The organism is Brevundimonas sp., assembly GCF_035935935.1.
GTDB lineage: Bacteria > Pseudomonadota > Alphaproteobacteria > Caulobacterales > Caulobacteraceae > Brevundimonas.
Genome location: NZ_DASYWO010000012.1, coordinates 68741 through 82307, shown reverse-complemented (window position 1 = coordinate 82307; position 13567 = coordinate 68741). Strand labels below are relative to the sequence as shown.

The 13567-nt window shown below is 68.8% G+C and carries 13 protein-coding genes; 8 read left to right on the top strand and 5 right to left on the bottom strand.

Translation table 11 applies throughout. The features are described 5' to 3' along the window. The first annotated feature begins 12 nt into the window (after positions 1-12). Both VGR32_RS12620 and prfB read left to right on the top strand, forming a co-directional pair. The gene (locus tag VGR32_RS12620) at positions 13-2400 is read left to right on the top strand and encodes a penicillin-binding protein 1A (RefSeq protein WP_327451303.1); all 2388 of its coding nucleotides are present in this window, start codon (positions 13-15) and stop codon (positions 2398-2400) included. Between the two features lie 75 nt (positions 2401-2475). After that, positions 2476-3598 (top strand): peptide chain release factor 2 gene (gene prfB / locus VGR32_RS12615; RefSeq protein WP_327451181.1). Its coding sequence is split into 2 segments (ribosomal slippage): positions 2476-2544 and positions 2546-3598, totalling 1122 coding nucleotides; the frame shifts between segments, so codons are not numbered across the junction. 42 nt (positions 3599-3640) lie between these two features. Here the strand turns inward: prfB and VGR32_RS12610 are convergent. The 4 genes from VGR32_RS12610 to tyrS all read right to left on the bottom strand — a co-directional run bounded on the left by VGR32_RS12610 (position 3641) and on the right by tyrS (position 7236). Beyond that, positions 3641-4189: a polymer-forming cytoskeletal protein gene (locus tag VGR32_RS12610; RefSeq protein ID WP_327451180.1), complete on the bottom strand. Its 549-nt coding sequence runs from the start codon at positions 4187-4189 to the stop codon at positions 3641-3643. Then, on the bottom strand, positions 4179-5315 hold the full coding sequence (locus tag VGR32_RS12605) for a peptidoglycan DD-metalloendopeptidase family protein (RefSeq protein WP_327451178.1): 1137 nt from the start codon (positions 5313-5315) through the stop codon (positions 4179-4181). The genes VGR32_RS12610 and VGR32_RS12605 overlap by 11 nt, the downstream gene beginning before the upstream one ends. A 200-nt stretch (positions 5316-5515) precedes the next feature. Continuing rightward, entirely contained in the window at positions 5516-5980 is a 465-nt protein-coding gene (locus tag VGR32_RS12600) for a peroxiredoxin (protein WP_327451176.1), read from the bottom strand. Continuing rightward, entirely contained in the window at positions 5980-7236 is a 1257-nt protein-coding gene (tyrS, locus tag VGR32_RS12595) for a tyrosine--tRNA ligase (protein WP_327451174.1), read from the bottom strand. The genes VGR32_RS12600 and tyrS overlap by 1 nt, the downstream gene beginning before the upstream one ends. Before the next feature lie 203 nt (positions 7237-7439). Here tyrS and VGR32_RS12590 point away from each other — a divergent pair, with 203 nt between their 5' ends. After that, entirely contained in the window at positions 7440-7943 is a 504-nt protein-coding gene (locus tag VGR32_RS12590) for a DOMON-like domain-containing protein (RefSeq protein ID WP_327451172.1), read from the top strand. Next, positions 7940-9142 (top strand): DUF1343 domain-containing protein, encoded by a 1203-nt coding sequence (locus VGR32_RS12585; RefSeq protein WP_327451170.1) that lies wholly within the window; start codon positions 7940-7942, stop codon positions 9140-9142. The genes VGR32_RS12590 and VGR32_RS12585 overlap by 4 nt, the downstream gene beginning before the upstream one ends. A 61-nt stretch (positions 9143-9203) precedes the next feature. On the opposite strand, the gene VGR32_RS12580 is transcribed toward VGR32_RS12585, so the two are convergent. Then, positions 9204-9854, bottom strand: coding sequence for an alpha/beta hydrolase (locus VGR32_RS12580; protein WP_327451168.1), 651 nt, complete (start codon positions 9852-9854; stop codon positions 9204-9206). 151 nt (positions 9855-10005) lie between these two features. On the opposite strand from VGR32_RS12580, the gene VGR32_RS12575 reads away from it, so the two are divergent. From VGR32_RS12575 to VGR32_RS12560, 4 genes are read left to right on the top strand one after another with little or no spacing between them, the layout of a single operon-like run. Further along, positions 10006-10485: an Rrf2 family transcriptional regulator gene (locus VGR32_RS12575; protein WP_327451166.1), complete on the top strand. Its 480-nt coding sequence runs from the start codon at positions 10006-10008 to the stop codon at positions 10483-10485. Continuing rightward, entirely contained in the window at positions 10482-11615 is a 1134-nt protein-coding gene (locus VGR32_RS12570) for a cysteine desulfurase family protein (protein ID WP_327451164.1), read from the top strand. The genes VGR32_RS12575 and VGR32_RS12570 overlap by 4 nt, the downstream gene beginning before the upstream one ends. Next, the gene (sufB, locus tag VGR32_RS12565; protein ID WP_327451162.1) at positions 11615-13081 is read left to right on the top strand and encodes a Fe-S cluster assembly protein SufB; all 1467 of its coding nucleotides are present in this window, start codon (positions 11615-11617) and stop codon (positions 13079-13081) included. The genes VGR32_RS12570 and sufB overlap by 1 nt, the downstream gene beginning before the upstream one ends. Continuing rightward, positions 13078-13566: a hypothetical protein gene (locus VGR32_RS12560; protein WP_327451160.1), complete on the top strand. Its 489-nt coding sequence runs from the start codon at positions 13078-13080 to the stop codon at positions 13564-13566. Before sufB ends, VGR32_RS12560 begins: the two co-directional genes overlap by 4 nt. Position 13567 lies beyond the last annotated feature (1 nt).

Below are 13567 nucleotides of genomic sequence, written 5' to 3'. Positions count from 1 at the left end.
CGTTGGATCGTCATGGCGGGCGTCGGCCTGCTGGGGGCCATCGCCCTGGCCGGGCTGGTGGTCACGATCTATGCCGCGTGGTTGTTTCACGACCTGCCGGACGCAGCCGAGCTGGCCGACTACCGTCCGCCCACGGCCACGCGCGTCTACGCGGCCGACGGCACCCTGATCGGCGAGTTCTCGGAAGAGCGCCGGATCTACGTCTCCTATGACCAGATCCCGCCGGTCGTGATCCAGGCCTTCCTCGCCGCCGAGGACCGCAACTTCTTCCGCCATGGTGGGATCGACGTGTCCGGCATCGGCCGGGCCATGTTCAAGAATGTGTTTAACGTCGCCACCGGCCGCCGGCTCGAGGGCGGCTCGACCATCACCCAGCAGGTCGCCAAGAACGTTCTGCTGACCTCGGAAAGCAGCCTGAACCGCAAGCTGAAGGAGGCCGTGCTCGCCAGCCGTCTCGAAGGCACCCTGTCCAAAGAACAGATCATCGAGCTGTATCTGAACGAGATTTTTCTCGGGTATCGTTCCTACGGCGTGGCGTCTGCGGCCTACAACTACTTCGGCAAGTCGCTGACCCAGTTGACGCCGGACGAGGCTGCCTTCCTGGCCGCCCTGCCCAAGGGCCCGAACAACTATCACCCCAAGCGCCGGCCTGAGGCGGCCAAGGGCCGCCGCGACTGGGTGATCGGCGAGATGGGCGAAAACGGCTTCCTGACGGACGCCGAAGTCGCCGCCGCCATCGCCCGCCCTCTGACCACTCAGGACGCTCCCCGCCGGGCCCAGTATGCCGACGCCGACTTCTTCGTCGAGGAGGCGCGTCGCCAGGCCGTCGCGCGCTTCGGCGACCGCCCGGTCAACGCCGGCGGGCTCTACCTGCGCACCACGCTGGACCCGGCCTTGCAGTCCGCGGCGCGCTCCGCCCTCATGACGGGGCTCGAGAACTATGATCGCCGGCACGGCTGGCGCGGTCCGTGGGGCACGACCGACTTCGCCGAGGGTTGGCAGGCGCAGGCGCTGAAGAAGACGGCGCCGCCGGAGCGCCGGGCGTGGCGCGCCGCCGCCGTCGAGAGCGTGTCGGGCAACAGCGTGCGCGTGCGTCTGGCCGCCGACGACCGCACGGGCGCCCTGATCGCCGCCGACGCCGCCTGGGCCAACGCCAACCGGCAGCTGCGCCGCGGCGACCTGATCTTCGTCGAGCCGCGCGACGGCCAATTCGCCCTGAAGCAGATCCCGGCCGTCAACGGAGCCCTGGTAGCGCTCGACCCGCATACCGGCCGCGTCCTGGCGATGGTCGGCGGCTATTCCTACGCGCTCAGCAGCTTCAACCGCGCCACCCAGGCCGAGCGTCAGCCCGGATCGGCATTCAAGCCCTTCGTATATGCCGCCGCTCTGGAAGGCGACTACACCCCCGCCTCGATCGTGCTGGACGCCCCGATCAGCTTCGCGGGCGGTCCGAACGGCACGCGCTGGACGCCGGAGAACTACAGCCGCCAGTACTATGGTCCCCAGACCCTGCGTCGCGGCCTGGAACTGTCGCGAAACGTCATGACCGTGCGCCTCGCGCAGGACATCGGCATGCGCAACGTCGTCGATCTGGCCGACAAGATGGGCGTCGGCAAGCTGGAGCCGAACCTGTCGGTGTCGCTGGGCGCGGGCGAGACCACGCCGCTGCGCCTGACTGCCGCCTATTCCGCCTTCGTCAACGGAGGGCGGCGCGTTGATCCGTATCTGATCGAATACGTGCAGGACCGCACCGGCGAGATCACCTGGCGCGCGGACCAGCGCAGCTGTCGCGAGTGCGGCCGCGGCTTCTCCGGTCAGGAATCGCCGCGTCTGCCCGATCGCGGGGTCCAGGTCATCGACCCCATCACGGCCTATCAGGTCTCGTCGATGCTGGAAGGCGTCGTCCAGCGCGGCACGGCGGCCAGCGCCCGCGGCCTCGGCCGCTGGGTCGGCGGCAAGACGGGCACCACGAACGAGTATCGCTCGGCGTGGTTCGTCGGCTTTTCCTCCGACATCGTCGTCGGCGTCTTCATCGGCTTCGACGACAATCGGCCGATGGGCTCTGGCGAGACGGGCGCGACGACGCCGGTGCCGATCTTCAACGAGTTCATGCAGACGGCGCTCAAGGCGCGGCCGGCCCGTCCGTTCGTCAGGCCGAAGAACGCCGTGTTCCGCACCGTCAACGGCATCGAGGAAGCCTTCCGCCCCGGCACCGAGCGCCGTCGCGAAGAAGAGCGCGCGCCCGAGCCGCAGACGCCGACCGGTCCGCAACTCTATGACGACCTGATCCGTCGCGAGCGCGAGGCCCAGGCGGCCCAGGAAGGCTCGGCCCCGCCGCCCACCGCCCCGCCGCCGCCGAAGAAGCAGGATCCGCCCGAAGACTTGAGCGGCCTCTTCTGACGGACTAGGTAGGCCCATCACGGCGCGCCGGAGAACGGCGCGCCGTTTCCTTTCACACCGTCGCAGGAGTTTGCGATGAGACCGGATGTCGAGGCCATGAAGGCCGACATCGAGCAGAGCGTCGCTCTGCTCAGGAGGCGTCTTTGACTGGGATGCCGCGCTCAGGAAGCTCGATGAGCTGAACGCCCGGGTCGAGGATCCGACACTGTGGGACGACCCCGAACAGGCCCAGGCGGTCAGCCGCGACCGCTCGCGGCTGGAGGCCCAGGTCAACGCCGTCCGCGAGATGGAACGGGGCGTCGAGGACGCCGTCATGCTGGCGGACATGGCGGACGAGGAGGGCGACGAGGAAGCCCTGGAGGGCGCGCGCGCCGATCTGAAGGCCATCAAGGAGCGGGCGGCCCGCGCCGAGCTGGAGGCCCTTCTGTCCGGCGAGGCCGACGGCAACGACGCCTATCTGGAAGTGAACTCCGGCGCCGGCGGGACCGAGTCCAACGACTGGGCCGGCATGCTGCTGCGCATGTACACCCGCTGGGCCCGGGCCCACGGCTATGAGGTCGAGGTCGAGGCGGAGGAAGGCGGCGAACAGGCCGGGATCAAGTCCGCGACCATCCAGGTGAAGGGGCCCAACGCCTATGGCTGGCTGAAGTCGGAATCGGGCGTGCACCGGCTGGTGCGCATCAGCCCCTACGACGCCGCCGCCAAGCGCCACACCAGCTTCGCCTCGATCGGGGTGTCGCCGGTGGTGGACGACGCCATCGAGATCGACATCAATCCGTCGGACGTGCGCACCGACACCTACCGGGCATCGGGCGCCGGCGGGCAGCATATCAACAAGACCGATTCGGCGGTGCGTCTGACCCACGTGCCGACCAACACCGTGGTGGCCTGTCAGGCCGGCCGCTCGCAGCACCAGAACCGCGAACAGGCGTGGAAGATGCTGCGCGCCCGCCTGTACGAGCTGGAGCTGCAGAAGCGCGAGGCGGCGGCCCAGGCACTGGCGGACGCCAAGACCGACATCGGCTGGGGCCACCAGATCCGGTCGTACGTCCTGCAGCCGTACCAGATGGTCAAGGATCTGCGGACCAACGTGGAGACGTCCGACACACAAGGCGTGCTGGACGGCGATCTGGACGCCTTCATGGGCGCCGCGCTGGCCGCGCGCGTCGGCGAGACGCGCGGATCGACGGTGGACTGAGCCGGGACGCCTTCCCCGTCGCGGACGGGGAAGGGCCGGACGTCAGTTGGACATGGAGATCGTCTGCGTCGCCGGTTGGGCCGGAGCGGCCTGCGGCGCCGGCGCGACGGGCTGGGGCGCCGGCTTGGGCGGCTGCGGGGCTTCGCGGCGACCCTGGATGCAGCGGCCCTGGAAATAGGCGCCGACGTCGATCGACAATTGCTCCGCAGTGATGTCGCCGTCGACGTAGGCGGTCGACACCAGCTTGACCTGCTTGCCGGTCACGGCGCCCTGCACCCGTCCGCGGATCTCGATGTAGTCGGCCGAGACGCCGCCCTCGATGGCGCCGGTCTCGCCGACGATCAGGCGACCGACGCGCACGTCGCCCTTGATCTGGCCGTCGATCTGCAGGTCGCCGCCGCCGGAAACGTTGCCCTCGAAGCTGAGGTCGGCCGACAGCGTCGACAGGCCGCGACCGGGGGTCACCGGCGTCGGCGTCGGCGCCGCAGGCTGCGCCGCGCGCGGGGCGGCCGGCGCCGGAATGTCGGGCAGGGGCGGGATGGCGGTGGATTTCGGATCGGCCGGGGAGGGCGATTTCGACTTATTGAACAAGATGATCTCCAGCTCTCATGAAGCGGGCGGGGTTCTGCGGACGGCCGTCCATCCACACTTCATAGTGCAGGTGAACGCCGGTGGAGCGGCCGGTGGTTCCCATGGCGCCGATCCTGTGGCCCACGGCAACCCGCTGCCCCACCGTGACCGCGGTGGAGTTCAGATGGGCGTATCGCGTCTTGAAACCGCGACCATGGTCTATCTCCACGGTGTTGCCATAGCCTGAACGGACGCCGACGAAAGACACGATTCCAGGAGCCGTCGAGACGATCGCCGTGTTCAGAGGCCCGGCGAAGTCCTGGCCCTGATGATAGGCGGGGCGGGCGTTGAAGGGGTCGAAGCGCAGGCCGAAGCCGGACGTCACCCGCGCGTCGGTCGGACGGGCGAAGGGCAGGGCGGCGGACACGGCCGTCAGGCTGCGCATGTCGGACAGATCCGTCGAGGCGTTCAGGATGCGTGCGGCGAACGGCTCGTCGACGTCCAGAATGGCGGCAAGGGCGCGCGGATCGTCGGCCGTCACCAGCGGGCCTCCCAGACCCGGGCCGCCGACCGCGTAGGCGGCGGGGTTCAGGCCGGCCAGACGGAACGCCAGCCGAAGCCGCTCCGCGCGCGTCCGGGCGAGGTTCTCGGCGCGATCGATCAGCGTCTCCTGATCCAGCCGCACGCCCACGATGCGCTGGGTGGGCGACAGCGGGGCGTCGGGATCCGAAACCGTCGGGACCAGCAAGGCCTCCGCGCCGTCCACGCCGCGGAACATGGTCATGACCTGCGTCAGGGCGACGTGGCGGCGTTCCACCATGTGGGCCAGTTCGTCCAGCGAACCCGACGTCGCCGTCATGCGCACGACCGCCGTGTCCAGACGGGCGCGCAGGTCGGCATTGGCGCGCTCGGACGCCGCCCGGGCCCGCTCGACGGCCCGATCCGCGGCTCCCAGGTGCATCAGATCGAGGGTGAAGCCGGCCGAGGCGACGACGGTCCACAGCGCCAGCGCCGCAATCCCGCAGGTCCCGACGACCTGTTGCCAGGGCTTCAGCGCGACCGCGCGAACGTCGTCGCCCGTGCGCAGATACAGGTAGCGGACCGGAAACCGCTTCTGGAACCAGGAAGTCTTCGCCTCGTCCGCCATACGCAACGCCCCAACGTCGGTGCGAGGTTATGCCTCCACCGGAAACCGACGTTCAAGAGCGTTCACGCAATCTTAACCACGTTGCCGGGGCATCACGCGAATAACGGTGATCCACTGGTCTGAAATTCGCCCGTGGGGCGAGCCGTTCGTCTGTACGATTGCTGACACTGCACTTGGGATCAGCGCACAGGTGTGGATCGTCAGAGCGCGCGGGCGGCGGCCAGCACATCGGCCGCGTGATCCTTCACCTTCACCTTGCGCCAGCTGCGGGCGATCCTGCCGTCCCGATCGACCAGAAACGTGGCCCGCTCAACGCCCATGTAGGTGCGCCCGTAGAGGGTCTTCTCGCCCCACACGCCCCAAGCCTGCGCCGCTTCGGTCGTTTCGTCCGACGCGAGCGGCACGGTCAGATCGTGCTTCGCGACGAAGCGGGCCAGCTTCTTCACCGCGTCCGGCGACACGCCGACCACCGCGACGCCGGCCTTGGCGAACTCCGGCAGGAGGGCCGAGAAGTGTCTGGCCTCGTCGGTGCAGGCGGGCGTGTCCGCCTTGGGGTAGAAGAACACGACCGTAGGAAGACCCTGGGCGGAAAGATCGAACGATCCGCCGTCTGCGGTCGGCAGCAGCAGGGCCGGGGCGGCGGATCCGTCGGGCAGGTCGAACATCAGACGGGCCTCACCAGAACGATCTTCTTCTTGCCGGCGGCCAGTTTGATCACGCCGTCCGCGTTCACGTCGGCGTCCGCCAGCGGCTGCGCGCCGTCCGTCACCGCCCGGTCGTTCAACCGCAGGCCGCCGCCCTGGGCCAGACGGCGCGCCTCGCCGTTCGACGCCGTCAGGCCGGCCTTGGTGGCCAAGGCGGCCAGCATGGCGCCGATGACCTCATCACGGGGCAGTTCGACAGTCGGCAGGTCGGCGGACAGGCGGCCCTGCTCGAAGGCGCCTTCGGACGCCGCCCGCGCCGAAGCCGCGGCGTCCCCGCCGTGCAGTAGGGTGGTCGCCGCGTCGGCCAGCACCTTTTTGGCGTCGTTGATCTCGGCTCCCTGCAGCGTTTCCAGCCGCGCGATCTCGTCCAGCGGCAGGTCGGTGAACAGGCGCAGGAACCGGCCGACGTCGGCATCGTCGGCGTTGCGCCAGAACTGCCAGTAGTCGTAGGGCGACAGCTGGTCGGCGTTGAGCCAGATCGCGCCCTGCGCCGTCTTGCCCATCTTGCCGCCGGACGCGGTGGTCAGCAGCGGCGTGGTCAGGCCGAAGGCGGCCTTCTGGTCCACGCGTCGCACCAGATCGACGCCCGACGTGATGTTTCCCCACTGGTCCGACCCGCCCATCTGCAGGGTTACGCCGTGGCTGCGGTTCAGCTCCAGGAAGTCCACCGACTGCATGAGCATGTAGTTGAACTCCAGGAACGTCATCGGCTGTTCCCGCTCCAGCCGCAGCTTGACGCTGTCGAAGGCCAGCATGCGGTTGATCGTGAAGTGCGTGCCGAAGTCGCGCAGGAATTGCACATAGCCGTAGCCGGACAGCCAGGCGTCGTTGTCCAGCATCACCGCGTCGGTCGGGCCGTCGCCGAAGGTCAGGAAGCGGGCGAACACCTGTTTGATGCCGGAGATGTTGGCGGCGATCGTCTCGTCCGTCAGCTGCGGCCGGCTGGCGTCCTTGCCCGTGGGGTCGCCGACGCGGGTGGTGCCGCCGCCCATCAGGACGACCGGCCTGTGCCCCGCCTGCTGCAGCCGGCGCAGCATCATGATCTGGATGAGGCTGCCGACGTGCAGGCTGGGCGCCGTGGCGTCGAAGCCGATGTAGCCCGAAACCACGCCTGCGCTCGCCGCCGCGTCCAGCTCGGCCGGATGCGTGATCTGGTGGATGTAGCCGCGCGCCTGAAGCGTCTTCAGGAACTCGGACTGGAAGGCGGCGTCGGTCATCGGGAGTCTCTCAGGCGGTCGGCGCGCATAACATGTCGGTCGAGACCGGGCGAAGCGGTGAGAGTGAGAGTCCGGGAAAAAAAGACTCTCATTTCCATCACCACCTTCGCCTTGGACTCCCATCGCGCATGTTGACGACATGTTGCGACGAGATCGGTCGCACGCGGCTTTGACGCGCGCCGGGAGCGTGGCACTCAGGGGGGATGCAGGTCAGCCTGAAGCCGCATCCGTCGTCGCCGCCCGGCCCGATCGAGAGCCTTGAGGTCATGTTGGAGCCCGAGGGTTCGCAGCTGTGGCTGCGCTTCACGGTCGACGGACGTACGGAGAGCGTGGTCTGGCCCCGGCCCGCCGAGGGACGCGCCGACGACCTGTGGCGGACCACCTGCTTTGAGGCCTTCGTTCTGGCCGACGACGGTTACGTCGAATTCAACCTGTCGCCGTCGGGACGATGGGCCAGCTACCGCTTCGACGCGCCGCGCCGGGGAATGCGGCACGCCGAGGTGACGCCGACGCCGCCGAAACTGAACGCCGGCGCCGACCGAACGGCGCTTGAGACGCTGCTGACGCTTCCGCCCGGCGCGGCGCGGCTGGGCCTTTCCGCCGTCATCGAGGCCACCGACGGCACGATCTCCTATTGGGCGCTCGCCCATCCTTCGGATAAGCCCGACTTCCACCACCCCGACTCCTTCGTTCTGGAGCTGCCATGAAGTTCGGCGTCGACCGCCTGCTGTCCGATCCTGATCTGCGCCGCGACCTTCGCGGGCGGCGGGTGGCGCTGCTGGGGCATCCGGCGTCCGTGACCGCCGACTTGACCCACAGCCTCGACGCCCTGGCGGCGTGCCCGGACGTCCAGCTGACGGCCGCCTTCGGGCCCCAGCACGGGATGAAGGGGGACCTGCAGGACAACATGATGGAGTCGGCGGACGAGACGGATCCGGTCCACGGCATTCCGGTGTTCAGCCTGTACGGCGAGGTGCGGCGACCGACGGGGCAGTCGATGGGCACCTTCGACGTGATCCTGATCGACATGCAGGACCTCGGCTGCCGCATCTACACCTTCGTGACGACGCTGCTCTACGTGCTGGAGGCGGCGGCCGAGCACGGCAAGTCGGTCTGGGTGCTGGACCGGCCCAATCCGGCGGGCCGGCCGGTGGAGGGCACGACGCTGCGGCCCGGTTGGGAAAGCTTCGTCGGCGCCGGGCCCATGCCGATGCGCCACGGCATGACGCTGGGCGAGATGGGCCGGTGGTTCATCAAGGCGTTCAATCTCGACGTCGACTACCGCGTGGTCGAAATGGAAGGCTGGCGGCCCGACGAGGGGCCCGGCTGGGGCTGGCCTCTGAACGAACGCAGCTGGATCAACCCCAGCCCCAATGCGCCGAACGTCAGCATGGCGCGCGCCTACGCCGGTACGGTGATGCTGGAGGGCACGACCCTGTCGGAGGGGCGGGGCACCACGCGCCCGCTGGAGCTTTTCGGCGCGCCCGACCTGGACGCGCGGGCGATCATCGCCGAGATGCACGCACTCGCTCCGCAGTGGCTGAACGGCTGCCGCCTGCGCGACGTCTGGTTCCAGCCGACCTTTCACAAGCACGCCGGCCTGCTGTGCAACGGGGTCCAGATTCACGTCGACGACCCGGCCTACGACCACGCGGCCTTCCGGCCGTGGCGCGTGCAGGCGCTGGCGTTCAAGGCCATCCGTCGGCTGCGTCCCGACTACGATCTGTGGCGCGACTTCCCGTACGAGTACGTTTTCGACAGGCTCGCCATCGACGTGATCAACGGTGGCACGGCCCTGCGCGACTGGGTCGACGACGCGGACGCGCAGGCCGGCGATCTGGACGGGGTCGCGACGCCGGACGAGCGCGCGTGGGAGGCGGAGCGCAGGGAATTCCTGCTCTACTGAGCGGACTGCACAACCCTGGAAAATCCGCTGGACTTCGACTGCACAAAGTCCGGCGCGGAAGTCAGGCCGGGTTCTCTTCCAGCCGCTTGTCGAGATAGGCGCCGACCCGGCGCTCCACGGCGGGCACGTGGTCCTGCCAGAAGTGGGTCGCGCCCTCTTCCAGCTCATAGTCGATGACGATGCCCTTCTGGGTGCGCAGCTTGTTCACCACACGCTCCACCTCGACCGGCGGCACGATGGTGTCGGCGGTGCCGTGCAGGAACAGGCCCGAGGCCGGGCAGGGCGCCAGGAAGCTGAAGTCGTAGATGTTCGAGGGCGGCGACACTGAGATGAAGCCGTCCGTCTCGGGCCGGCGCATCAGCAGCTGCATGCCGATGTAGGCGCCGAACTGATAGCCCGCGACCCAGGTCTGGCTGGCGGCCGGGTTGGACGCCTGCAGCCAGTCCAGAGCGGTGGCCGCGTCGGCCAGTTCGCCGATGCCGCTGTCGAATTCGCCCTGCGACTTCCCGACGCCCCGGCTGTTGTAGCGCAGGGTGGCGAAGCCGCGCTTCACGAACAGCTGGTACAGGGTCACCGCGACCGGATTGTTCATGTGCCCGCCGGCCTTGGGGTGCGGGTGAAGGATCAGGGCGATGGGGGCGTTGGGGCGCTTGCCCGGCGAATAGCGGCCCTCGATGCGGCCCGAGGCGCCGGGCAGGATGACTTCAGGCATCGGTTTCCCGTCTCAAACGTCGTTTCAGGCCGCCGCAATGGTTGACCGTGGGGGTAGGACTTTCTAAGTCCCCGGCACGGCGTGCGGCCCGTTCAAGGGCGCGGGTTCTAGCACAGAGCCCCGCGAATGCGCGCGATTTTTGAGGACCCGCATGCGCCTGTCGACCAAGGGACGCTATGCCGTCATGGCGATGGCCGATCTGGCCCGGAACGGCCGCGCCGCGGCGGGCGAGCCCCGCGCCGTGTCGCTGGCCGAGATCGCCGCGCGGCAGGAGATTTCGCTCAGCTATCTTGAGCAGCTGTTCGCCCGCCTGCGGAAGGCCGGACTGGTGCTGAGCGTGCGCGGGCCCGGCGGCGGCTATCGGCTGGCGCGCACCCCGGCCGAAACGGCCGTCGCCGACATCGTCCTGGCCGTCGATGAGCCGATCCGAGCCGTGCGCTGCTCGGTTCAGGGCACGCCGCGGGGCTGCATGGCCGGCGGCGAACGGTGCATCACCCACCATCTGTGGGAAGACCTGGGCGCCGAGATCCACGCCTACCTGGCCGCCGTGTCGCTGGAGGACGTGGTGATGAAGCGCACGGGCCTGCGCCGTCGCGCGGCGCCGACGCTGGCCCAAGGAGCGGCGGCGTGACGGGCGTCTATCTCGACTACAACGCGTCCGGTCTGGTTCGTCCGGAAGTTCAGGACATTATGGCCAAGGCGCTGGCCGACAACGGCAATCCGTCGGCGGTGCACGCGGCCGGCCGCTGTGCGCGCGCCCGCGTCGAGACCGCCCGGGCCCAGGTCGCCGAGCTGGTCGGGGCCGATCCCACGGCGGTGATCTTCTCGTCCGGCGGCACGGAATCGAATGCCCAGGCGATCGTCAGCGCCATCGCGGCGGGCTGCGAGCGGCTGATCGTCGGGGCCACCGAGCACCCCTGCGTCGCCGAGGCGGCGACGGCGTCGGGCAAGCCGGTGAAAATGCTGCCGGTGGACCGCGACGGCGTGGTCGACCTGAAGAAGCTGGCGCAGCTGCTGGCCCTGCCGGGCAGGGCGGTGGTGGCGATCCATCATGCGAACAACGAGAGCGGCGCGATCCAGCCGATCGCCGAGGCGGCGAAGCTGGTGCGCGCGGCGGGCGGCTGGCTGCACGTCGACGCCATCCAGTCGGCGGGCAAGATCGCGGTGAGCCTGCGCGATCTGGGCGCCGACTCCCTGACGCTGTCGGCGCACAAGCTGGGCGGGCCGCAGGGCGTGGGCGCGCTGGTTCTGAAGGAAGGCCGCGAGGCCGTGCGCATCCTGCACGGCGCGGGGCAGGAGCGCGGCCTGCGCGCGGGCACCGAGAACGTGCCGGGCATCGCCGGCTTCGGCACGGCCGCCGATTGCGCAGCGCGCGACCTGCCGCTGGCCGAGGCGCACAAGGCGTGGCGCGACGCCGCCGAGGCGCGGGTGAAGGCCGCCGGCGCGGTGATCATCGCCGAGGGCGCGCCGCGCCTGCCCAACACCTTGTTCATGGCGGCGCCCGGATGGGAGAGCCCGCAACAGCTGATCACGCTGGACCTGATGGGCGTGATGGTGTCGGGCGGCAGCGCCTGCTCGTCGGGCAAGATCAAGCCGTCGCGCGCCATTCTGGCGACCGGCCGCACCTCGCTGGCCACCAACGGCATCCGCATCTCCGGCGGCTGGGGCACGACCGAGGCCGACTGGGTCCGCTTCGCCGACGCCTGGCTGGAAGCCTGGGGCAAGCGTCAGGCCAGGGCCAGACAGGCGGAGGTCGCCTGATGGCCGCCGTCAAGGAAACCGTCGACGCCGTCGCCGAGCTGGAGCGCTACAAGTACGGCTTCACCTCGGACGTCGAGCAGGAGTTCGCGCCCAAGGGCCTGAACGCCGACATCGTGCGGTTCATCTCCGAGAAGAAGGGCGAGCCCCGGTGGATGCTGGAGTGGCGTCTGGCCGCCTATGAGCGCTGGCTGGCGATGGAGGAGCCGACGTGGGCGGCGGTGAAGTACGAACCCGTCGACTATCAGGACCTGCACTACTATGCCGCGCCGAAGACGAAGGAGGGGCCGAAGAGCCTCGACGAGGTCGATCCCGAACTGCTCGAGGTCTATCGCAAGCTGGGCATCCCGCTGAAGGAGCAGGAGGTGCTGGCGGGGGTGCAGGGTGCGCCGAAGGTGGCGGTGGACGCCGTGTTCGACAGCGTGTCGGTCGTCACCACCTTCAAGGCCGAGCTGGCCAAGGCGGGCGTGATTTTCATGCCCATTTCCGAGGCCTTGCGCGAGCATCCTGAACTGGTGCGGCAATATCTCGGCACCGTCGTGCCGGTCAGCGACAACTATTTCGCGGCGTTGAACAGCGCGGTCTTCAGCGACGGCAGCTTCGTCTACATCCCGCCGGGCGTGCGCTGTCCGATGGAGCTGTCGACCTATTTCCGCATCAACGCCAGCCAGACGGGCCAGTTCGAACGGACCCTGATCATCGCCGACAAGGGCAGCTACGTCTCGTATCTGGAGGGCTGTACGGCCCCCATGCGCGACGAGAACCAGCTGCATGCGGCGGTGGTCGAGCTGGTCGCGCTGGACGACGCCGAGATCAAATATTCGACCGTCCAGAACTGGTACCCCGGCGACGCCGAGGGCAAGGGCGGCATCTACAATTTCGTGACCAAGCGCGCCGATTGCCGCGGCGACCGGTCGAAGGTGTCATGGACGCAGGTCGAGACCGGCAGCGCCATCACCTGGAAATATCCGTCCTGCCTGCTGAAGGGCGAGGAGAGTTCGGGCGAGTTTTATTCCATCGCCATCACCAACGGCCGGCAACAGGCCGACACGGGCACCAAGATGGTGCACCTGGGCAAGAACTCGAAGTCGCGGATCATCGCCAAGGCGGTGTCGGCGGGACGGTCGGATTCGACCTATCGCGGCCTGGTGTCGGTGCATCCCAAGGCGACGGGCGTGCGCAACTTCACCCAGTGCGACAGCCTGCTGATCGGCAAGGAGTGCGGAAGCCACACCATCCCCTACATCGAGGCCCGCAATGGCTCGGCCCAGCTGGAGCACGAGGCGACGACGACGCGCCTGAGCGAGGACCAGCTGTTCTACGCCCAGCAGCGCGGCCTGTCGGAGGAGGAGGCGGTGGCCCTGCTGGTGAACGGCTTCGTCCGCGACGTCCTGCAGGAACTGCCGATGGAGTTCGCCGTCGAGGCCCAGAAGCTGGTGGCGATCAGTCTGGAAGGGAGCGTGGGGTGAGGGGGGCGTCGGTCATTGCCCTGGCCCTGCTGGCGTCGGCCTGTTCGCAGCCCCAAGTCGTGGCCGGCGGGCAGGATGACGCGGTCGACGTGTTTGTCGGCGATCTGGTCTCGCTGAATGGTCAGGACGTGCGTGGCTCCAACATCGGCATCCGACTGGTCGCTGCGGGCGCGGACAAGCAGAAGGCGAACCACTATTTCCTGAGTGGCGGCTGCCGCGACCACGGGTTTCTGGATTCGCAGGACGGACGCTTCTGGAGCGGGACGACGCCCGAAAAGAACGGTGAGATGGCCGCTTATTTGAAGAGCCGCGACCGTTCGGTGCATTGCCTGACCGCGGACGTCGAACGCTACCATCAGATCGTGTCGCTGATGGAAGAAGGAGCGGCGCTTTCGTACGCGGAAGACAGGGCCTCGATCACCTTCACCACCCCGTCGAACAAGACCGCCGAGTTCGAACACCGCGCTTCATTGATGATCGATTGAC